This window comes from Nonomuraea sp. CA-141351 (genome assembly GCF_050944675.1).
GTDB lineage: Bacteria > Actinomycetota > Actinomycetes > Streptosporangiales > Streptosporangiaceae > Nonomuraea.
Window position 1 is genome coordinate 10780404 of sequence record NZ_CP191982.1, and the last position, 19810, is coordinate 10800213.

At 70.5% G+C, this 19810-nt stretch carries 19 protein-coding genes; 8 read left to right on the top strand and 11 right to left on the bottom strand.

The window, feature by feature from the left end:
- The first annotated feature begins 158 nt into the window (after positions 1-158).
- Together ACQPWU_RS50635 and ACQPWU_RS50640 are read left to right on the top strand one after the other, a co-directional pair.
- Complete coding sequence (locus ACQPWU_RS50635) at positions 159-1013, top strand: hypothetical protein (protein WP_433433708.1); 855 nt, start codon at positions 159-161, stop codon at positions 1011-1013.
- A gap of 100 nt (positions 1014-1113) precedes the next feature.
- The gene (locus tag ACQPWU_RS50640) at positions 1114-2475 is read left to right on the top strand and encodes an MFS transporter (protein ID WP_433433710.1); all 1362 of its coding nucleotides are present in this window, start codon (positions 1114-1116) and stop codon (positions 2473-2475) included.
- Here ACQPWU_RS50640 and ACQPWU_RS50645 read toward each other — a convergent pair.
- From ACQPWU_RS50645 to ACQPWU_RS50655, 3 genes are read right to left on the bottom strand one after another with little or no spacing between them, the layout of a single operon-like run.
- Positions 2435-4990 (bottom strand): FtsX-like permease family protein, encoded by a 2556-nt coding sequence (locus tag ACQPWU_RS50645; RefSeq protein ID WP_433433712.1) that lies wholly within the window; start codon positions 4988-4990, stop codon positions 2435-2437. The two genes, ACQPWU_RS50640 and ACQPWU_RS50645, sit on opposite strands and share 41 nt — an antisense overlap.
- Positions 4987-5667 (bottom strand): ABC transporter ATP-binding protein, encoded by a 681-nt coding sequence (locus ACQPWU_RS50650; protein WP_433433714.1) that lies wholly within the window; start codon positions 5665-5667, stop codon positions 4987-4989. Before ACQPWU_RS50650 ends, ACQPWU_RS50645 begins: the two co-directional genes overlap by 4 nt.
- Complete coding sequence (locus tag ACQPWU_RS50655) at positions 5664-6170, bottom strand: PadR family transcriptional regulator (RefSeq protein WP_433433716.1); 507 nt, start codon at positions 6168-6170, stop codon at positions 5664-5666. The genes ACQPWU_RS50650 and ACQPWU_RS50655 overlap by 4 nt, the downstream gene beginning before the upstream one ends.
- 89 nt (positions 6171-6259) lie before the next feature.
- Here ACQPWU_RS50655 and ACQPWU_RS50660 point away from each other — a divergent pair, with 89 nt between their 5' ends.
- From ACQPWU_RS50660 to ACQPWU_RS50670, 3 genes are all read left to right on the top strand, one after another.
- Positions 6260-6811, top strand: coding sequence for an FHA domain-containing protein (locus ACQPWU_RS50660; RefSeq protein ID WP_433433718.1), 552 nt, complete (start codon positions 6260-6262; stop codon positions 6809-6811).
- 113 nt (positions 6812-6924) lie between these two features.
- A complete protein-coding gene (gene dacB, locus ACQPWU_RS50665; protein ID WP_433433720.1) occupies positions 6925-8469 on the top strand; it encodes a D-alanyl-D-alanine carboxypeptidase/D-alanyl-D-alanine endopeptidase in 1545 nt (514 codons plus the stop codon).
- 214 nt (positions 8470-8683) lie between these two features.
- On the top strand, positions 8684-9397 hold the full coding sequence (locus ACQPWU_RS50670; RefSeq protein WP_433433722.1) for a CAP domain-containing protein: 714 nt from the start codon (positions 8684-8686) through the stop codon (positions 9395-9397).
- A 153-nt stretch (positions 9398-9550) separates the two neighbouring features.
- On the opposite strand, the gene ACQPWU_RS50675 is transcribed toward ACQPWU_RS50670, so the two are convergent.
- Genes ACQPWU_RS50675 through ACQPWU_RS50690 form a run of 4 tightly spaced genes read right to left on the bottom strand, consistent with a single transcriptional unit; the run spans position 9551 to position 12865 of the window.
- On the bottom strand, positions 9551-10324 hold the full coding sequence (locus ACQPWU_RS50675; RefSeq protein ID WP_433433724.1) for an ABC transporter permease: 774 nt from the start codon (positions 10322-10324) through the stop codon (positions 9551-9553).
- Positions 10321-11070, bottom strand: a complete 750-nt coding sequence (locus ACQPWU_RS50680) for an ABC transporter permease (protein ID WP_433433726.1) — start codon at positions 11068-11070, stop codon at positions 10321-10323. The genes ACQPWU_RS50675 and ACQPWU_RS50680 overlap by 4 nt, the downstream gene beginning before the upstream one ends.
- Complete coding sequence (locus tag ACQPWU_RS50685; RefSeq protein WP_433433728.1) at positions 11067-11819, bottom strand: ABC transporter ATP-binding protein; 753 nt, start codon at positions 11817-11819, stop codon at positions 11067-11069. Before ACQPWU_RS50685 ends, ACQPWU_RS50680 begins: the two co-directional genes overlap by 4 nt.
- Positions 11816-12865, bottom strand: coding sequence for an ABC transporter substrate-binding protein (locus tag ACQPWU_RS50690; RefSeq protein WP_433433730.1), 1050 nt, complete (start codon positions 12863-12865; stop codon positions 11816-11818). Before ACQPWU_RS50690 ends, ACQPWU_RS50685 begins: the two co-directional genes overlap by 4 nt.
- 219 nt (positions 12866-13084) lie before the next feature.
- On the opposite strand from ACQPWU_RS50690, the gene ACQPWU_RS50695 reads away from it, so the two are divergent.
- On the top strand, positions 13085-14269 hold the full coding sequence (locus ACQPWU_RS50695) for a metal-dependent hydrolase family protein (RefSeq protein ID WP_433433732.1): 1185 nt from the start codon (positions 13085-13087) through the stop codon (positions 14267-14269).
- A 5-nt stretch (positions 14270-14274) separates the two neighbouring features.
- On the opposite strand, the gene ACQPWU_RS50700 is transcribed toward ACQPWU_RS50695, so the two are convergent.
- Entirely contained in the window at positions 14275-15414 is a 1140-nt protein-coding gene (locus tag ACQPWU_RS50700) for a PucR family transcriptional regulator (RefSeq protein WP_433433734.1), read from the bottom strand.
- A gap of 88 nt (positions 15415-15502) precedes the next feature.
- Here ACQPWU_RS50700 and ACQPWU_RS50705 point away from each other — a divergent pair, with 88 nt between their 5' ends.
- The gene (locus ACQPWU_RS50705) at positions 15503-16435 is read left to right on the top strand and encodes an adenosine deaminase (RefSeq protein WP_433433736.1); all 933 of its coding nucleotides are present in this window, start codon (positions 15503-15505) and stop codon (positions 16433-16435) included.
- 63 nt (positions 16436-16498) lie between these two features.
- The gene (locus ACQPWU_RS50710) at positions 16499-17695 is read left to right on the top strand and encodes an acyltransferase family protein (protein ID WP_433433738.1); all 1197 of its coding nucleotides are present in this window, start codon (positions 16499-16501) and stop codon (positions 17693-17695) included.
- On the opposite strand, the gene map is transcribed toward ACQPWU_RS50710, so the two are convergent.
- From map to ACQPWU_RS50725, 3 genes are all read right to left on the bottom strand, one after another.
- Positions 17682-18449 (bottom strand): type I methionyl aminopeptidase, encoded by a 768-nt coding sequence (gene map / locus ACQPWU_RS50715; protein ID WP_433433740.1) that lies wholly within the window; start codon positions 18447-18449, stop codon positions 17682-17684. The two genes, ACQPWU_RS50710 and map, sit on opposite strands and share 14 nt — an antisense overlap.
- Before the next feature lie 71 nt (positions 18450-18520).
- The gene (locus ACQPWU_RS50720) at positions 18521-19246 is read right to left on the bottom strand and encodes a siderophore-interacting protein (RefSeq protein WP_433433742.1); all 726 of its coding nucleotides are present in this window, start codon (positions 19244-19246) and stop codon (positions 18521-18523) included.
- Positions 19243-19773 (bottom strand): PadR family transcriptional regulator, encoded by a 531-nt coding sequence (locus ACQPWU_RS50725; RefSeq protein WP_433433744.1) that lies wholly within the window; start codon positions 19771-19773, stop codon positions 19243-19245. Before ACQPWU_RS50725 ends, ACQPWU_RS50720 begins: the two co-directional genes overlap by 4 nt.
- Positions 19774-19810: the final 37 nt, after the last annotated feature.

Sequence of the window (19810 nt, forward strand, 5' to 3'; positions counted from 1 at the left end):
GCTTGTGAACGCGTTCACGAGGCACCCACCATGTGAGACGGGTCCGCCCTACCCATCAGGCGACAAACTCATCCACTCCGCTCACATCTTTGTCTTGATCGGGAGATTTATTCGCCATTAGCCTGATAAGCCGTGGCCGAGTACTTAGGGTTCGTCTTATGAGCATCGGGAATCCTGCGCTTGCCGACGTGCTCGCACAGCATGGCACCCCGCATCGCCTGCTGAGCGCTCTCGCCGACGGTGGAGTCCTGGTGGCAGTGCGACCAGATCGCTCAGTCGTCCTCGGGACGACGCAAGCCGGTGACCGAGTGCTGCTCGGTTACACCAGTGCTGTCACCTATGCCAGGCACCGCGGCAGTCATTCCCTGTCGGCGTGCGACGCCGACACCATCCTGGACATCCAGCGCGTCACCGGCGTGCGGGAGATCGTGATCGACGCGGCCGGACCAGCCGCCGCGGCCGTGCCCATCGACGATCTCCAGCGGTTCCTCACCTCGACACGCACGGGGCCGACGCCCGTCCTGTCAGGGGCGGCGCCTGCCGCGTACGCGACAGGGGCGATGGCGACCGTGTCACGCGGTGCCGCGCTGGCCCAGGTGGCGCCTCCGTCCCCGCAGGCGCCGTCGCTGCCGTGGGTGCCCGCGCCCCGGCCGCACCTGTCGGGGCCCATGCAGCAGGTCGACCCCGGTTACCGGCGGTGCACCCATCCGATCCTGCCCGCGCTGCGCCAGGCCATCGGACAGCTGCTCATGGACTTCCCGCTCGTGCACCACGTCTGGATCTCCGAGGCGCGTACGGCGTCCGGGGTTCCCGGGATCATGCTCCATGTGAAGGTGCACATGTCGGCCGCCGAGGACGTCGTACGCGACCTGCACCGCCTGGTCCGCGCCCGCCTGCCGCAGTTCGCGGCCTCCGGGGCGCCGATCCTGATGGCCAGGGTGGCGGACACGCGCAGCGAGCGCCGGATGATCGAGATCGGCGCGCACGTGGTGTGCGCGAGCGTCGCCGACTGACGCGAACGGTACGCGCCGGGGCCCGTGAGCTCGGGCCCCGCCGTACGTCGCAGGAAAGTAGGCCCTCCCGAACAAGCCCTCGCTCGGCTTGAATGAGGGCATGATCACACCGGTGGTGACGGCGTCCACCGTCCCCAGGGGCGTACGCCTCGGCTACGGCGTGGGGTCGTTCTGCACGGCCACGGTCACCACCGTGCCCGGCCTGCTCCTGCTGTACTACATGACCAACTCCCTGGCCGTGCCCGCCTGGCTGGCCGGGGTCGTGGTCACCGTGCCCAAGGTCTGGGACCTGATCGTCAACCCGCTGGTGGGCCGCTGGTCGGACCGGACCAGGTCGCGCCTCGGCCCGCGGCGGCCCTGGATGCTGGCCGGCGCCTGCACGCTGCCGATCGCGTTCTTCCTGATGTTCGCCGGGCCGCCGCTGACGGGCGTGCCCGCCGCCCTTTACGTGGGGTTGTGCTTCCTCGCGATGGCGACGGCGTACGCGCTGTTCGAGGTGCCGTACAAGACGATGCCCGGCGAGATGACGCACGACTATCACGAGCGCACCTCGCTGCTGCAGTGGCGGATGGTCTTCATCGGCGTGGCCACCGCGATCAGCGGCGTGCTGGCACCGGCCATCGTCACCAGCCGGGGCGACGACGGCACGCTGGGCAGCTACCGGCTGATGGGGACGACGATCGCGGTCATCCTGCTGCTGGCCATGCTGGGCTCGTTCTTCGGCACGGCCCGCGCTCCCATGACTGGCGCACCGGAGGCGGACCGGGGCGGGTGGCGCGAGCAGTTCGCCGCGATCAAGGGCAACCGGCCGTTCCTCTGGCTGACCGTGCTGGCCTGCACGCAGATGCTCGCCGTGAGCATGATGCTGGCCGCCGCGCCGTACTTCGCCGCGTACACGCTCGGCTCGCCGAAGGCCACGCAGACGCTCTTCGCCGCGCTGGTCGGCCCGATCCTGCTGACGATGCCGCTGTGGGTGCGGCTGTCCAGGCGCTTCGACAAGCGCGGCGCGATGATCGTGGCGGTGCTGCTGTACGGGGGCGGCACGACGGCGGCGCTGGCCACACCGCTGTTCGGCGCCGTGTGGGCGCACGTCATGATCTTGCTGGTCGGAGTCGGATACGCCGGACTGCAACTGCTGCAGTACTCCATGCTCGCGGACGTGATCGCGACGGACGCCGCCGCGACCGGGAAGCGCCGCGCGGGCGTGCTGACCGGGCTCTGGACCGCCATCGAGAGCGGCGTCAGCGCGTTCGGCGCGCTGGTCTTCGGCGTGATCCTCTCGATCGGCGGCTTCGTCGAGTCCGAGCCGAACAGGCCGGTCCAGCAGCCGGACAGCGCGTTGACCGCGGTCCTGATCGGGCAGGCCGCGGTCCCCGCGCTGATCGTCTTCCTGTCGGCGCTGATCACGCTGAGGTACCGGCTCACGCCACCCGGCGGGCCAGCACCAGACGCGTCCGCGTGAACGCCCCGGCCACCAGCGCGGCCAGCAGCGGCAGGCCCACCACGATCCCGGCCAGGAAGAGCCAGGGGACGGCGATCGTCGTGGATCCCGGGTCGAACAGCGCGGTGCGCCCGTAGTTGGTCCGGGTCAGCGGCCAGGTCAGCGCTATGCCGCTGACGGTGCCCGCGACCAGGCCCACAAGAGCGCCGAGGCCGGAGATGTAGGCGGCCTGGGCCGCCACTACCAGCCTGCGGACCCGCGCCGTCCCGCCGACGGCGGACAGGGTGTCGAGGTCCTGGCGCATGTCGGCGGCGGCCAGCCCCGTGGCCGCGAACGTGCCGCCGAGCACCAGGACCAGCGCGGCCGCGAGCAGGATCAGCAGGGTCACGAAACGGGTCTCGGCGTAGCCCCTCTCCACGACGGCGTATGCCTCGTCGCCGATCATGGTCTTGATCTCGGTGGACAGACGCTGCTCGTCGACATCTGTGTACGCCGCGTAGAGGGTCCGCTGCGTGACCTTGAGCCCCGTCGGCGCCAGCACGGACGGCGGGATCACCACGCCCCCCTGACCGGCCTCGGCCGCCGCCACCGCCACGGCGGGAACCCGGAAGGTCTTGACCGGCTTCATGTCCCAGTCCTCGGCCTGCAGCGTGATCATGCCGTCGTGCACCAGGCCGGGGCTGAACGCCACGGCCTTGCCCGCCGCCAGTGCCGCCGCCGCCTGCGGATCCCTGCGTCGCTGGAGGAAGGCGAGCACCTCTTCGTCGGCCACCTCCACCGAGCCGAAGCCATAGTCGGCAGGCCGGCATCTGGACTTGCAGTCCGTCGGCCAGGTGACGCTCAGACTGAGGGGCCGGCCCCGCGCGTCCTCCGCGTCCAGCCCGTTGACCAGGCTCACCCCCGGCAGCTTCTGCTGGACGAGCGCCCGCACCCGCGCCCACCCCCGATCGTCCGCCTCCCAGGCGCGGATCACCGTGGTGCCCGTGGGGACGATCGAGCCGCGTCTCGCATCCTGGCTGACATAGGCGCTGTTGACGCCGACGCCGAGCGTGACGGCCCCCATGGTGGCCGCCATGACCGCGGCGGTGGCGGAGGCCGTACGGACGCGGTGGCGGGAGGCGTCGCGCACGGACAGGCGCAGCGGGAGCGGCAGCCGCCCGGCGAGCCGTCCCGTGGCCTGGACCAGCCACGGCATCAGCGCGACCAGCCCGAACACCACCAACATCGAGGCCAGCGCCACGGACAACGTGCCCCGGTGCAGGGCGAACCCGCTCGCGGCCAGCCCCAGCAGCACCAGCGCGGCCCCGAGCACGGGACGGCCCGCACGACCGGGCGTGTCCACGGCGGCGCGCCCGGCCAGCACGTGTACGGGGCTCTGCCGGCTCGCCTGGATCGCGGGCACGATCGCCGCGGTCAGCCCGCTCACCACGCCCAATGCGGCCACGCCGAGCACCTGCGCCCACGGCACGTCCGCCGGACCGTGCGTCCAGTCCAGCCAGCGGGCCGCGAACCGCTCCACCACCAGCCCGGCCCCGATGCCCAGGGCGGCGCCGAGCAGGGCCGCCGCGCCGCCGAGCACCAGGCCGTCGGCCAGCACGATGGTCTTGAGGTGCCGCCCGGAGCCGCCCTGCGCGGCGATCACGGCGAGCTCCCTGCGCCTGCGGCGCAGCCCGACCGCGAAGGCGGGGCCCGCGAGCAGGACGGTCTCCGTCACGATGAGCACGACAGCGACCCCCAGCTCGAGCAGCCCATGCAGGTCCCGGGGCCCGGAGTCGCCGGCGTCGGAGCGCTCGATCAAGGCCCGCGAGTTGACGGCCAGGCCCACCTTGTTGAGTCTCTGCACGTCCGGCCACTGGACGGGGGCGGCGGTGTCGATGAGCCAGCCGCTGTCGTTGCCGTCGTTCTGGTGCGGGAGCAGCCCTTCCGGCAGGGCGAGCAGCTCGCGCAGGCCGGGCCGGTTCGGGTGCTCGGCGACCCCGACCACCCGCACGGTGCGGTCCGGCCGCCAAGTTTTGATCGTGTCACCGATCCGGACACCCCGATCGATCATCGCAGGGGACACGGCGACCTCACCGGGCGCGGCGGCGAACCTGCCCTCGACCAGGCGGCGCATCCCGCTGGTCAGGGGGTCGCGCAGGTCTGCCTCGAACACGTCCACCCGGTCGTAGCCGTCCGCCACGCGGGCATACACGTTGCTCGACTGGTAGCGGAGCAGACGGCCCTGGAGCAGCGTGCCGATCTCGGCGGGCGTCCACGGCCGCTCGGAACGCGGTGCATTGCGCTGATTGGTTATCTCCCCGTCCGCGCTCTGCTCGACTGGAGTGCGGAACGGCCGCGTGACGATGCGGGCGTCGGCCGCGCCCAACATCGAGTCCAGCTTGTCGCGGGTGGTGATGCTCGTGGTGGCGGCGCCGGTGAGCGCCGCCGTGATGACCAGGACGGGCAGGCCGATCATCACCATGATCAGCGCGGTGCGGCCCTTGAAGCGCAGGGCGTCCCTGCGGGAGATGCGCAGCGCGGCGCGGAACGCGCTCATCGGGCGCTCTCCAGCCGCACGGCGCTCGACTCCACGATCGCGCCGTCACGCAGGTAGACCACCCGGTCGGCCCAGGCCGCATAGCGCGGCTCGTGGGTGACGAGCAGCACCGCGGCGCCCTCGTCGCAGCGGGCGCGCAGCAGCTGCAGGATCTCGTCGCCGGTGGCGGTGTCGAGGGCGCCGGTCGGCTCGTCGGCCAGCAGCAGCCGCCGCTCCCCCGCCAGCGCCCTGGCGATGGCCACGCGCTGGCGCTGGCCGCCGGACAGCTCCTCGGGGAAACGGTCGGCGACCTCCCCGGCCCCCACCTCGGCGAGTACGGCCAGCGCCTGCTCGCGTGCCCGCCCGGACCGCACGCCGTCGAGCTCTCTGGGCAGCATCACGTTCTCGGCGGCCGTCAGGGACGGGATCAGGTTCAGGTCCTGGAAGACGTACCCGACGCTGCCGCGCCTGAGCTTGGCGAGGTCCTTCACCGTGGCGAGGTCCTGGCCCTCGATCGTCACGGTCCCCGAGGTGGGCCTGTCGAGCCCGCCGGCCACGTTGAGCAGGGTCGACTTGCCCGAACCCGACGGGCCCATGACCGCGACCAGCTCCCCCGCCGCCACCTCCAGGCTCACCCCTTTCAGGGCGCGCACCTGGCCGTGCTCGCGGGTCACGTCCCGCAAACTCACCACAGTCATGAACTCTTCTCCTTGGAAACGGCCTCGCAGTGGTCCAGCCAGCGCTGTTCCGCCTCGGCCTTGAAAATCAACGAATCGAGGACCAGCCGCTGCGCCGTCCCGGCGGCGGCCCGCTTGGCCCTGGTGAGCTCCTGCAGCCCGCGCATGGTGGCCACGCGCTGGGTCTGGATGACCTCGGCCACGTCCACGTCACCTGCGACCGCCATCGCGATCTTGATGGCCAGCTCGTCCCGAGGCCGGTCGGTCTGGGCGACGGGGGTGCTGAACCACCGCTCCAGCTCCTCCCGACCGGCCTCGGTGATCGTGTAGACCGCGCGGCCCTGCTCGTCGGCGCCCCCTGGCGCCACCAGGCCGTCACGCTCAAGGCGGGAGATCGTCGTGTAGACCTGGCCGATGTTCAGCGGCCAGGTCGCCCCGGTGGACGCCTCGAACTCCACCCTCAGCTGATAGCCGTAACGCGGCCCGCTGCTCAGCAACGCGAGCAGTCCGTGTCTGATCGACATGGATACTGAGTATGCATACCGAGTATGCCCTAGGCAAGCGATCCCGCGTATTCTGGACAGCGAGCGCCCTTCAGTCCGATACTCGCTACATGAGTTCCACGCATCCGCCCTTTCGGGCGTCCGACGGGGAACGCGACCGCGCGATCGAGGAGCTCAAATACCGCGCCGTGGAGGGCCGGATCTCGCACGACACGTTCGTGGGGCGGGTGGACCAGGCGCTGCGGGCGCAAAATCGGCACGAGCTCGACGAGCTGGTCGCCGACCTGCCGCAACGGCCTACCCTGCGGCAGCGGCTGACCGACGCCGTCGCCTCGGTCTCCGAGTTCACCACCCGGTTGCAGTCGGCGTGGCGGCGCCCCCGGCTGCCCCGGCTGGCGCTGCCCGACGACGACCGGCTGCGTTACGTGGTGGGGCGGGGGTCGGCGTGCGACCTCGTGCTGTCGGATCTGACGGTGTCCCGTGTCCACGCCGAGCTGCGGCGCGAGGGCGACGGCGGATGGATGCTGGTGGACCTGGGCTCGCTCAACGGCACCCGGCTCAACGGGTGGCGGCTGGTGGGTCCCGCGCGGGTGCGGTCAGGTGACGAGATCTCGTTCGGCGACTGCGGCTTTCTGTTGACCTCGGGGCAGCCGTCCCTCTGAGGCCGCGCCATATGCCCCCTGGCACAGCGCGATAAATACGGATATTTGCGGATTACATGGGGGCTGGGGTGATCCATGCTCTCATGCGATCCTCCCAGTCACTTGGAGACCCCATGCGGCGCACCTCAGCATCCCTCGTCGCGGGCGCGCTCGTCGCGGCCCTCGCGTGGGCATCCAATCCCTCATCCACTGCCGTCGCCCTGGAGCCCTCCGCGGGCGTGGCCGACCTGACCCAGGACCTCAACCAGATCCTCAGCGACTCCCGGCTCACGATCGCCAGGGCAGGCGTGGTCGTCAAGAGCGCCGCCACCGGCGAGGAGCTGTACGCCACGGACGCCGGCAAGCTCCTCACCCCCGCGTCCAACACCAAGCTCTTCACCTCCGCCGCGGCCGTGGACACGCTCGGGCTCGACTACCGCTTCCCGACCACCGTGCTGAGCGCCGGCCGCAAGGTCGGCTCGGCGCTGACCGGCGACCTGGTGCTGCGCGGCACCGGCGACCCGACCATGCTGGCGGAGGACTACGACGCGCTGGCCGCCAAGGTGGCCGGCGCGGGCGTCAAGGTCGTCACGGGCAGGCTGGTGGCCGACGACACCTGGTTCGACTCGCAGCGGCTCGGCAACGACTGGTCGTGGGACGACGAGACCGCCTACTACGCGGCGCCCATCTCCGCGCTGACCGCCTCGCCCGACAGGGACTACGACGCGGGCTCGGTGATCGTGTCCGTGGCGGCCGACGGCGACAAGGTCAAGGTGTCCACCACCCCGGAGACCGGCTACCTGAAGATCGTCAACAAGGCCACCGTGGGCTCGGAGACCGATGTGCTCATCGAGCGGCAGCACGCCACGCGTACCGTCGTGATCACCGGCACGGTGAAGGACCCGTACCAGGAGTGGGTGGCCGTGGACGACCCCACGGCGTACGTCTCCTCGCTGTTCCGCGGCGCGCTCGCCAGGCACGGCGTCAAGGTGCTCGGGCCGACCGTCACGGGCGCGGCTCCCGAAGGGGCCGCGGAGCTGGCCAAGCATGAGTCGATGACGCTGGGCGAGCTGCTGGTGCCGTTCCTGAAGCTGAGCAACAACATCCACGCCGAGATCCTCACCAAGGCGATGGGACGCAAGGTCGCCAACCAGGGCACGTGGTCGGCCGGCCTCAAGGTCAGCACCGACTTCGCCAAGGCCAACGGGGTGCAGGTGATCAACATGCGGGACGGCTCCGGGCTGTCGCGCCGCGACGGCTTCTCGCCGGGCTCGATCGTGCAGCTGCTGACGGCCGTGCGCAACAAGCCGTGGTTCAAGACCTGGTACGAGGCCCTGCCCATCGCGGGCAACGCCGAGCGTTTCGTCGGCGGCACCCTGCGCAGCCGGATGCGCAACACGCCTGCCGCGAACAACGTCCACGCCAAGACGGGTTCGCTGACCGGGGTCACGTCGCTGTCCGGGTACGCCACGAGCGCCGAGGGCGAGCCGCTGATCTTCTCGATCATGCTGAACCAGTTCCTGTCGTCCTCGCCCAAGGACATTGAGGACAAGATCGCGATCCGGCTCGCCCAGTTCTCGCGTACGAACCCGACCGCCGACGCCACGCAACTCCGCGCCACCGACCAGGGTGCGGCGAGCGACCTCGAATGCTCCTGGCTGAAGCCCGCGGAGTGCTGACACCCCGCTGAGACCCGCGCGGCCCTCTGACGTTCAGGGGGCCGCTGTGGTTTACTGGGCAGTTACTTGGGGCTCCAGGTTGCGTCCGAAATTTCCATACAAAGCCGACCCGGGAGCGCCAGAATTCGGGTTCGACGCAGTGTCGAACCCCGTACCGGAGGACAGAATGCGCAGACCGCTCCAGGCACTCATCTGCCTAGGGAGTCTGGCGGCATTGAGCTTCCCCGCGCCCGCCGCGCAGGCCGCCTCGGCGCAGGCGTGCCGCGTGGTCGCGGCCGAACCGGTCGCGACCAGGGGCGTGGTTCGGGGCACCGCATCCAGGACGGGCTGCACTGACCAGGCCCGGCTCAGGGTACGCATCATGATCGTCATGCCGGGTCCCGACCGGGTCGTCAAGAGCGGCTCGAAGGTCATCGGCACCGGGCGGGTCACGGCGGGCGTACAGTGCTCCGCCACCCCGCGCGGCTACTACGTCGTCGCGATGGATTCCCACGGGCGCACCGGCCGGTCGCGCCCGGTGAAGCTGTCGTGCGCGTCAGGCGGGGGCTTCGCCTCCCCGGTCGAGGAGGAGGTCGTCCGGCTCACCAACGAGGCCAGGGCGAAGAAGGGCTGCCGGCCCCTCATCCACGACCCCAAGCTGCACCTCGCCGCCGAGCGCCATTCGGCGGACATGGGAGCCCGCAACCGCCTCACGCACAACTCCAGCAACGGGCGCACATTCGACCAGCGCATCAGGGCGGTCGGCTTCTCGTACAGCATGGTCGCCGAGAACATCGCCCAGGGCCACCCCACCGCCCGCGCCGTGGTGAACGACTGGCTCAACAGCCCGGGACACCGGGGGAACATGCTGAACTGCTCCTTCACCCACATCGGTGTCGGGCACAACGCCAAGGGACCTTCCTGGACGCAGGACTTCGCCACCCACTAGAGCAAACCGCTCGCTAGAGCCAAGGGAGCGCCGGGCCTCCACCGGCCACACCCAAGCCGGTTTCCCACCGCACGCCCATGCGCTCCCCTCCGGGCGGGCCCGGCCGCGCCTCCCCCCGCACACAGGACCGCGGCCGGGCCCGCATCTCCGCGCTTACGAGCGGTCGGAGAAGCGGGCGAGGACGAGCGACTCGACCACGCCCACGACCGCGTACGCCAGGATGGACACGGTCGTGACCACCACGATGTCCGCCCACACCTCGTCATACCGGAAGCCGCCGATGGCCCGCAGGATCTCGGCGCCGATCCCCCGCCCGGTGGCCAGCCACTCGGCGATGAGCGCTCCGATGATGGAGGCGGGCACGGAGATCCGGGCCGAGGCGAAGACCGAGGGCATCGCCGTCGGCATGGCGACCTTGCGCAGGACGGTCATGCGGGTCCCGCCGTACGCCATGATCAGGTCGGTGGCCTGCGGCGAGGCGGACCGCAGCCCGAAGGCGATGTTCACCAGCGCGGGGAAGAACACGACGATGCCGCCGATGACGGCCACGCCCAGCACGTCCCGGCCGAAGATCATCGTGATCAGCGGCGTCATCACCACGAGCGGCACGGACCGCAGCAGCATCGCGACCGGCATGAACGTCTGCTCGACGGTCCTGAACAGCACGAACGCGACCGCCACCGCCACGGCGGCGATCATTCCGCTGGCGAACCCGATGGCGGCGTCCCTGACCGTGATGCCCAGCGCCCCGAACACGGCCTCGCGGTGGGCGTCCGAGGAGGTCAGGTACTCCCAGACCTGCGGCGGCCGCTTGCCCACGAGCGGGCTGATCCCGAACGCCTCCAGGGCCAGCCACCACGCGGCCACGACGATGACCACGGAGGGCAGCAGAGGGCCGACGATCCTCAGCACGGTGCGGCCGATCACTGTGACACACCTCTCGACCAGGGGGTGACCACGCGGGCGACGAGAGCGACGATCGCGTACCCGAGCCCGGCGATCAGCCCGGCCGCGAGCGCGAGGCCCCACGTGCGCGGCACCTGGAACTGCTGCTGGGAGATCATCAGGGAGACGCCGAGCCCCGCGTCGTTGCTGCCCAGGTACTCGCCGATGATGGCGCCGAGCAGCGCGGAGGGGGCGGAGATCTTCAGGCCGGCGAACGTGCTGGGCAGGGCGGAGATGATCTGTACGTAGCGGAGCCTGGCCAGGCGGCCGCCGCCGTACACGGTGACGACGTCCAGGCTCGCCCGGTCGGCGGAGCGCAGCCCGAGCAGGGCGCCGATGAGCGTGGTGAAGAAGACGGAGATGGCAGCGAGGAAGACCACGGTGGCGTCGCCGCCGAAGACCACCAGCACGATGGGGCCGATGGCGAGCAGGGGGATGCAGTAGCTGATCACGGCGAGCTGCGTGGCGACGGCTTCGAGCCGGGGCACGAGCAGCACCAGCAGTGCCACGCCGACGGCCAGCCCGTTGCCCCAAAGGAAGCCCTGGACCGCCGCGGTGAGGGTGGCGGAGATGTTCGGGCCGTAGAAGGCCCAGCCGTCGTCGCCCATGGCGGCGAGCACCGCCCACGGCGTCGGAACCGCGCCGCCGCCGGCGAACACGGTCACGGCGAGCAGCCACCAGAGCCCGATGAGCGCGACGACGCCGAGCAGCCCCTGGACACGCCTCATGAGCCGTGCCCGAACAGCAGGTCGCTGAGGTGGTCGTGGATCGCGTGGAACTCGGGCGTACGCATCATGTCGGGGGTGCGGGGCCGCGGCAGGCCGATCTCCACCATCTCGACGACCCGCCCGGGGCGGGGGCTCATGACGGCCACCACGTCCGACAGGAAGATGGCCTCGCTGATGCCGTGGGTGACCATGAGCGTCGTGGCGGGCTTCTCGGTCCAGATGCGCAGCAGCTCCAGGTTGAGCCGCTGCCTGGTCATGTCGTCGAGCGCGCCGAACGGCTCGTCGAGCAGCAGCACGCTGGGCTTGACCACCAGCGCGCGGGCGATGGACACGCGCTGTCGCATGCCGCCGGACAGCTCGGCGGGCCTGGCCTTCTCGAAGCCCTCCAGGCCGACCAGCTTGATCAGGTCGTCGATCTGACCGGGCTCCGGCCTGATCCCGGCGACCTCGAGCGGCAGCCGGATGTTGGCCGCCACGCTGCGCCAGGCCAGCAGCGCCGAATCCTGGAAGGCGATGCCGAGGTGGTGGCCCCTGCGCAGTTCCTCCGGGGTCTCGCCGTTCACCTGGATCTCGCCGGAGGTGGGTTCTTCCAGTCCTGCCAGGATGCGCAGCACCGTGGACTTGCCGCAGCCGGAGGGGCCGAGCAGCGACAGGAACGAGCCCTTCGGCGTCTGGATGTCGACTCCTTGGAGTGCGGTCACTCCCTTGCCGAAGGTCTTGCTCAGCCCCGCGATGCTGATGCCCGTCATGACAGCTTCAGGCTCGGGTCGGCCTTGTAGACCTCGTCCAGGATCGTCAGGTCGAACAGCTGCTCGGCCTTGATGTTCAGGCCGGCCTTCGCCAGGGACGCGATGTTCTGCTCGATCAGCTCCGGCGTGATCGTGAACAGGCCGTTGGCCTTGACGTCGGAGGTGACCACGAGCTCGTTCTGCATCTTGGCCTCCTCGGTCTGCTCCTTGACGTCGAGGTTCTGGTCCTTGCCGTAGACGGTGGCGGCCAGCTCGGCGGACTTGGCCGGGTCGGCGACGGCGTCCTTCCAGCCCTTGATCTCGGCGGTCAGGAACGCCTTGAGCTTGTCGCGCTCCTTGTCGATGGTCTCCTGCGTCACCGTGAACGTCTCGGCGACCAGCGGCAGGCCGGCGTCGGCGAACAGCAGGTAGGCCGGGTCGTGGCCCTGCATCCTCAGCCGTACGGGGCCGCTGGTGACATAGCCGACGTAACCGTCGAGCTGCCCGGAGGTGAGCATCGACGGGTCGGACTGGAACGGCACCCTGGTCACGCTGGACGGGTCGATGTCGTTGGCCTTGAGCAGCGCGTTCCACACCAGCTCATTGGAGTCCTGGACGCCGATCTTCTTGCCGACCAGGTCCTTGGCCGCCTCGATCGGGTTCTTCTTGAGCGAGACGATCGCGAACGGGTTCTTCTGGAAGGTCGCGCCGACGATCTTCAGCGGGGCGCCCTGGAGGATGGCCGGCGCGGTGATCGTGGGTGCGGAAAGGCCCGCCCAGCAGCGGCCCGTGGCCAGGCCCGACTCGACCGAGGTGCCCGAGCCGCCGCCCGACAGCAGCTCGACCTGGGTGAACCCGGCGGCCTTGAAGTACCCCTTGGTGTCGGCGAAGTACTCGCCGGCGAACTCGACGTTCTTCTTCCAGGACAGTTGCAGCTTGACCGAGCCGAGCCCACCGCCGGAGGAGGCGGTCGACGTGCCGCTTTCGCCGCAGGCGGCCAGACCGAGCGCCAGACCGGCCAGACCTGTTGTCCGCAGGAACGCGCGGCGGTCGAGGGAAATAGCCATAATTCTTCCTTGAGCGGCGGTGAACGGGCAGGTCAGGACGGTATCTATCGATTATTACCATCATGTGACGGTGGTTTTGGACAACGCGGCGCGGCGAAGGGCCGCGAAGAGGGAACGCGGGAAAACCGCTGGCGACCCCTGTAGGTCCCTACGAGAGTGCCGGGTGAGGACCGTAGATCCCTCCAGCCGCCCAGAAGCTCCGGTAGCGTCGAGCGTGAAATGAGACTCGACGGAATCCCTCTTTGGGACGGTACCGAATACCGCGGCCCAGTCGATCTGAGCTGGGAGCCCGACCGCATCACCGGCGTGCAGCCGGATACCGAGCCCCGCTATGACGGCCTCTGCGTGCTGCCCGGCCTGGTGGACACGCACGTGCACCTGATCGGGTACGCGGGCCCCGGCGACCCGCCGGACTTCGCGACCTGGCCGCTGGTCACCACGAGGGACGAGCAGGTGCTGCACGGCGTCGCCCACGCCCAGCGGGCCATGCGGCACGGCGTGACGACGCTGCGCGACCTCGCGGGCGACGAGGCCCAGGTCGCGCTGCGCCGGGCGTTCGACGCGGGGGTGCTGCCCGGGCCGCGCATCCAGGTGCACGGCGTGGTGGGGATGACGGCCGGGCACAACGACCTGTTCGTGCCGCCCGCGGTGCCCGCGCGGAAGCCCACCGCCGACGGCCCTGACGAGTGCCGCAAGCTCGTACGCACCTGGGCCCGCGCCGGCATGGACGGCATCAAGCTGACCACCAGCGGCGGCGTGCTGTCGATCGGCGACAAGAACGCCTGGCGCAACTACACCCGCGACGAGATCAGGGCGGTCGTGGACGAGGCGCACGCGCTCGGCATGCTGGTGGCCTCGCACGCCCACTCCGAGGACGGCATCCGGGTGGCCGTCGAGGAGGGCGTCGACTCGATCGAGCACGGCACGCTCATGAGCAAGGACCTGGCCGAGACCCTGGCCGCCCGCGGCACACCGGTCGCGCCGACGCTGCTGATCAACGAGGCCATCGCGGCGGGCCGCGTCCCGGTCACGCCCGAGGCCATGGCCAAGGCCGCCGAGCTGGTCGCCACCCGCGACGTGCTGCTGGCCCAGGCGGCCGCGCTGGGCGTGCGGTTCGTGCTCGGCACCGACGCGAACGGCCACCACGTGCAGTTCGGCGACCAACACGCCGAGGTCGTCCACATGACGCGGGTCCTCGGGCTGGACGCGGAGTCCGCGCTGCGCGCGGCCACCTCCGACGCGGCCGACTCGATCGGCATGCCGGTGGGCAGGATCGCGCCTGGACTGGGCGCCGACCTCATCGTGCTGCGCGGCCGCCCGTGGGAGCGCATCGAGGACCTGGCCGTCGAGAACATCGTGGCCGTGGTCTCACGGGGCCACGTCGTCGCGGGCCGCCTGCCCTGACGCGCCTATTGCGTCTCTCGCGCTGACCGCAGCGCCAGATACAGGTCGGTACGGTCCCGCATCGACGACATCCGCCGCCCGGTCAGCTCCTCGATCCGCTGCATCCGGTAGCGCAAGGTGTTGACGTGCACGTACAGCTCGTCGGCGGTGCGCTGCCACGACCCGCACGTCTCCAGGAAGATGTCGAGCGTGCGCAGCAGCTCGGAGCCGTGCCGGGCGTCGTACTCCTCGACCGGCCCCAGCAGGTGGTCGCGGAAGGAGCGGCGCACGCTGGCGGGCAGCGCGGCCAGCAGCAGGTCGAAGCTGTCGATGTCGGCCACCGACATGATCGACACGGGTCCCGGCCCGCCCCGCGCGGAGTCCATGCCGCGCCTGGCCGTTTCCAGCGCCTCACCGAGCTGCGACACGCTGCCCGCCATCTCGCTGATCCCGGCCGCGATGCTCATCCCCGGCCGCTCGGCGGCCAGGCCGCGCAGCTCGTCCGCGAGGCTCTTGCGCGACGCCCTGCCGTTGACCAGCACGATCGCCTCGCGCGGCGTGCCGCCGACGATCAGGTGCCGCCCCTTCCTGGCCAGTCCCTCATGCAGCACCTCGGGCAGGTCGTAGTCGGCGCCGTGATTGTCCGGCCCGGTCAGTGTGACCGCCATGGCCGCGGTCGGCAGGCCCGGGTCTGCGCCGAGCAGCCGCAGGTGCGCGGAGACCTCTCCTGGCGGGATCTGGCCCAGCACGTCGAGCAGCGTCTGCGCCCTGACCCGCTCGGCCCTGCGCTGCTCGGCCGCGAACCCCTCGACGGTCACGACCTCGGTGATCGCACCGAACGACTGGTCGGGGGCGGCCAGGATCAGCGGCAGCCTGCGCCGTTCACACGCCTTGACCAGCTCGTCGGGCAGCTCGCCGAGCACGATCAGCCCCACGACGAGCCCGGCGGCGTCGCTGGCCCACAGCGCGTCGGCGAAGCGCTCGCAGTCGGAGGGCTCGCCGTACCAGACGCCGCTGGTGAGCACGAGGTCGCCGGGCTGCAGGTAACGCCGGGGGTCGGGCAGATCCGTGGGGTACGCTCGCCGGATCACGCGCTCGAGCACCTCGTGACCCGTCACAAGCGTCAGCCGCAGGTCGTCGCGTGCGAGCAGGTCCGCCAGCCTCATGAAATCTGATGTTATGCCAGGTCATTGGGTGAGGATTCAGAGGTTCGCACGATACTCCCACCGCGCGGGGTCCGGTTTACTCGTTGCCATGCGTCCCAAGGCAGAGCTCCATCTGCACATCGAAGGCACCCTCGAGCCCGAGCTCGTCGTCGAGCTGGCCAGGCGTAACCGGATCGACCTGCCGACCTTCGACGTGGACGCCATCCGCGCCCGCTACTCCTTCACCGATCTGCAGTCGTTCCTCGACCTCTACTACGAGCACATGGCGGTCCTGCGCACCGAGGAGGACTTCTACGACCTCGCCACCGCCTACCTGCGGCGGGCCGGTGAGCAGGGGGTGCGGCACGCGGAGATCTTCTTCGACCCGCAGGCGCACCTGAGCAGGGGCGTGCCGCTGGACGTGGTGTTCGGCGGGCTGTCGGCGGCACTCAAGGACGGCGACGTGTCGGCCGCGCTGATCCTGTGCTTCCTGCGTGACCGGGGCGCCGACGAGGCCGAGCAGGTGCTGCGGGCCGCCCTGCCGTACCGGGACTCGTTCATCGGGGTGGGGCTGGACTCGGCGGAGGTGGGCTATCCGCCGTCGCTGTTCAGGCGGGTGTTCGACATCGCGGCCGGCGAGGGGCTGCGGAGGGTGGCGCACGCGGGCGAGGAGGGCGGCCCCGACTACGTGTGGGAGGCGCTGGACGTGCTGCGCGTGGAGCGGGTGGACCACGGGATCAGGGCGATGGAGGATCCGCAGCTCGTGGCCAGGCTGCGGGATGAGCGGATCCCGCTGACCGTGTGCCCGCTGTCGAACGTGCGCCTGCGCGCCGTGCCGTCCCTGCGCGACCACATCCTGCCCGCGATGCTGGACGAAGGGCTCGTTGTGACGGTCAACTCGGACGATCCCGCTTACTTCGGCGGATACGTGGAGGACAACTACGTGGCGCTCCAGCGGGAGCTGGGGATGACGGACGAGCAGCTCGACCGGATCGCCCGCAACTCCTTCGAAGCCTCTTTCGCCTACGAAGGCTCAACCTGATCCGCACCATGGCGCGAGCCCGTTCGGGGCCTCACACTGGTGCATGTCACGGGGAGGCCGATCATGACCGCACGCACCGGGCCGTCGCAGCAGACGGCCCCAGACCGCCGGCCGGAGCTCGACGCCATGCGCGCTCTCGTGGTGGTCGGGCTGGTGTTCTTCCATGCGTCGCTGGTGTTCGACACGAGGGACGACTACTACGTCAAGAACGCCGAGACGACACAGATCACGTTCTTCATCGCGGCACTCTGCGTGATCTGGGCGATGCCGCTGCTCTTCCTCATCGCCGGGCTGGGGTCGTGGCACTCGATGCACCGCCGCGGCCCCGGCGGGTTCGCCGTAGAGCGATTACTCCGGCTGGGGGTACCGCTGGTCTTCGCCACGGCCACGATCATGCCGGTGCCCCAATGGCTGCGGCTGCGGGCCGATCCCGCCTACCACGAGTCCTACCTGGCGTTCCTGCCGAAGTTCTACACCGTGCGGCTGGATCTGAGCGACTTCCCCTTCATCCTGCGAGGCACGTACTTCGAGACCGGCCACCTCTGGTTCGTGGTGCTGCTGCTGACGTTCTCGCTGCTGCTCGCGGCGGTGGGGCGCTGGACGCCGCCCACCCTCGAGTGGCCCGCCGCCATCTCGCGCCCGCGCGGCGGGCTGCTGGTGCTCGGGCTGCCGATCGCGCTGGTCTGCGCCTTCGTGGGGCTGGAGGAGGCGTTCAGCGGCTGGAGCCGGTGGGCGTTCCTGCTGTTCTTCCTGTACGGGTACTTCTTCGTGACAGACCCCCGGTTCCGCGTGGCGATGCGGCGCGACTGGGTGCCCGCCGCGGTCGTCGGCGTCGCGCTGGTGGCGATCGGGGTGCCCGGCTTCGTCATCGCGGGCGAGGCGCCCGGCGCGGACGCGTTCACGGACATGACCCCGCTCGCGATCGGCGCCCGCACCCTGTACGGCCTGGCAGGGTGGTGCTGGCTCGTCGCGATACTCGGCGCCCTCGACCGGCCACGCTCACCCTCCCCCGGCGCCGGGAAACCGCCACGCCGGCTGTACGCCTACCTGTCTTCCGCCGTGCTCCCCCTGTACGTGCTGCACCAGCCGATCGTCGTGGCGGTGGCCTACTTCGTGGTGGGGTGGAAGGCGCCGATCCTGGTCGAATACCTGGTGATCGTGGCGATCTCGCTCGTGGTGACCGTGGTCGTCTATGACCTGGTGCGGCGTACGAGGGTGACCAGGTTCCTGTTCGGGATGCGGGAGCCTACGGCAAGGTGAGGATGACCGGGCCGTCCGCGGTGATCGCGACCGTGTGCTCGACGTGCACGCTCCTGCTGCCGTCGCCCGAGCACACCGACCAGCCGTCGTCGGCCATGTAGTAGTCGTCGTCACCCCCGGCCATCAGGCTCGGCTCGATCGCGATCACCAACCCCGGCCGCAGCCGCGGCCCGCGGCCCGCGGGGGCCTCGTTGGGCACGAACGGCGCCTCGTGCATGGCCCGTCCGATGCCGTGGCCGCCGAAGTCGTTCTGCATGCCGTATCCGGCGCCGCGGCCGACCATGGACATGGCGTGGCCGATGTCACCCATCCGGCCGCCGGGCACGGCCGCCGCGATGCCCGCCGCCAAAGTCTCCTCAGCCACCCTGATCAGCTTGAGGTCCTCCTCGCGCGCGTGCCCGACGGCGAAGCTGACCGTGCCGTCGGCATGCCAGCCGTCGATGATCGCGCCGCAGTCGACGCTGATCAGGTCGCCGTCACGCAGCCGGTACGGGCTCGGCAGGCCGTGCAGCATGGTCCCGTTCACCGAGGTACAGATCACCCCTGGGTACGGCGTCGCGCCGAACGACGGGTGGTAGCCCAGGAACGACGCCCCCGCGCCGGCCTCCTCGATGACCGTCCTGGCCACCTCGTCGAGCTGCTTCAACGACACCCCGACCGCGGCCCGCTCCCGCACCGCGGCATGGATCGCGGCGACGACCCTGCCCGCTTCGCGCATCGCGTCTATCTCACCGGCTGACTTGAGCTCGATCACGGCTCCTCCTTGACGCTCGTAGATCGATAACTATACCGGTATTATTATCGAGATGTCGATGAGCCCCGTGATCAGTCGAGACCCTTTCTGCCCGGTGTCCAGAACGGCTTCGTGCGCACGTCCCTGCGCTGCCAGCCGCGCTCGTTGACGAGGTGGGCGCGTACGGCCTGGATCGTGCGCGCCTCCCCCGCCAGATAGGCGACCCCCGGCTCGTCCGGCAGGTCCAGCGCCCGCACGGCGTCGACCAGGACCTTGGAGCCGGCCGCGGAGGCGCCGCCCCGGCACACCCGCACCAGGTCCCCGGCCAGATCGAGGTGGTCGCCGGGCCCGTCGGCCTCCACCGCGCCGAACACCCGCTCACCGTCCGGCAGCGCCCGCAGCATCGCGCCGAACGCCACCGACGCCGTCTCCTCGCCCGCGAACACGTGGTAAGGCGCCTCCTCCTTGACCACGAAACCGCCGTCCGGCCTGGTGAAGGCGATCTCCATGCCGGGCTTGGCCTTCCTGATCCAGGAGGTGCCGGGCGAGTCGCCGCCGTGGTCGTACCCGATCAGGTCCATCGACTCCCAGGTGGGGTCGTACTGCCAGATCGAGTAGGTGCGCAGGGCCCCGCCGAGCAGGCCGCCGCCGTCACCGATCAGGAGCCGTACGTGCTGGCCCGGCGTCCATGTGAGCCCCGCGAGCGCCTCTCCCCCGATCCTGACCCGCCGCATGCGGGAGGTCACCTGCTCGACCTCGACCACCTCCCCCGCGACGAACATCCGGTTGAGCAGCCTGCGGGCCACGGTCTGCTTCATCGCCCCTCCTTCCACTGCTTCCTGGGATCCAGTCGCTCGATCCTGCGCCGGGCCTCGATGAAGATCTCCTGGATCTCCTCGACCACCCTGGGGTCGCCGTGGGCGTGCGCGAGCGCCTTCACGGCGGCCTTGACCAGGCGCAGCGCCGGGCCGATGATCTCGGCGGCCACAGGGTCGCGGAACATCCCCCATTCGGCCCTGCCGGCCGCCCGGCCCCAGAGCCGCTCGATCTCCTCGGCCTTCTCTTCGGCCGCGCGCCTGCCCTCGTCGGTGACGTGGTAGACCTTGCGGCCGTCGGCAGGCTCGACGCGTACGAGACCTTCGTCTTCGAGCAGCTGCAGGGTGGGGTAGATGGAGCCGGCGCTCGGCTCGTAGGTGCCGTTGAAGCGGTCGGCGAGGCGGCTCATGACCTGGTAGCCGTGGCCCGGCTGCTCGGCGATGAGGGCGAGGATGGCCAGGCGGAGCTCGCCCGGCCCGAAGAAGCGCCCCGTCGGGCCTTGCCCGGGGGCGCGGCGCGCGTTCATCATGGGTCGGATGCTATATCGAACGTTATAGCGTTGGGTA

Coding starts and splice junctions, on each gene's coding strand:
- ACQPWU_RS50705 (WP_433433736.1), top strand. CDS start 15,503: ATGCGTCCCAAGGCAGAGCTCCATCTGCACATCGAAGGCACCCTCGAG.
- ACQPWU_RS50640 (WP_433433710.1), top strand. CDS start 1,114: ATGATCACACCGGTGGTGACGGCGTCCACCGTCCCCAGGGGCGTACGC.
- ACQPWU_RS50660 (WP_433433718.1), top strand. CDS start 6,260: ATGAGTTCCACGCATCCGCCCTTTCGGGCGTCCGACGGGGAACGCGAC.
- dacB (WP_433433720.1), top strand. CDS start 6,925: ATGCGGCGCACCTCAGCATCCCTCGTCGCGGGCGCGCTCGTCGCGGCC.
- ACQPWU_RS50685 (WP_433433728.1), bottom strand. CDS start 11,819: ATGACGGGCATCAGCATCGCGGGGCTGAGCAAGACCTTCGGCAAGGGA.
- ACQPWU_RS50650 (WP_433433714.1), bottom strand. CDS start 5,667: ATGACTGTGGTGAGTTTGCGGGACGTGACCCGCGAGCACGGCCAGGTG.
- ACQPWU_RS50655 (WP_433433716.1), bottom strand. CDS start 6,170: ATGTCGATCAGACACGGACTGCTCGCGTTGCTGAGCAGCGGGCCGCGT.
- ACQPWU_RS50635 (WP_433433708.1), top strand. CDS start 159: ATGAGCATCGGGAATCCTGCGCTTGCCGACGTGCTCGCACAGCATGGC.
- ACQPWU_RS50725 (WP_433433744.1), bottom strand. CDS start 19,773: ATGATGAACGCGCGCCGCGCCCCCGGGCAAGGCCCGACGGGGCGCTTC.
- ACQPWU_RS50680 (WP_433433726.1), bottom strand. CDS start 11,070: ATGAGGCGTGTCCAGGGGCTGCTCGGCGTCGTCGCGCTCATCGGGCTC.
- ACQPWU_RS50720 (WP_433433742.1), bottom strand. CDS start 19,246: ATGAAGCAGACCGTGGCCCGCAGGCTGCTCAACCGGATGTTCGTCGCG.
- ACQPWU_RS50690 (WP_433433730.1), bottom strand. CDS start 12,865: ATGGCTATTTCCCTCGACCGCCGCGCGTTCCTGCGGACAACAGGTCTG.
- ACQPWU_RS50695 (WP_433433732.1), top strand. CDS start 13,085: ATGAGACTCGACGGAATCCCTCTTTGGGACGGTACCGAATACCGCGGC.
- ACQPWU_RS50645 (WP_433433712.1), bottom strand. CDS start 4,990: ATGAGCGCGTTCCGCGCCGCGCTGCGCATCTCCCGCAGGGACGCCCTG.
- ACQPWU_RS50700 (WP_433433734.1), bottom strand. CDS start 15,414: ATGAGGCTGGCGGACCTGCTCGCACGCGACGACCTGCGGCTGACGCTT.
- ACQPWU_RS50710 (WP_433433738.1), top strand. CDS start 16,499: ATGACCGCACGCACCGGGCCGTCGCAGCAGACGGCCCCAGACCGCCGG.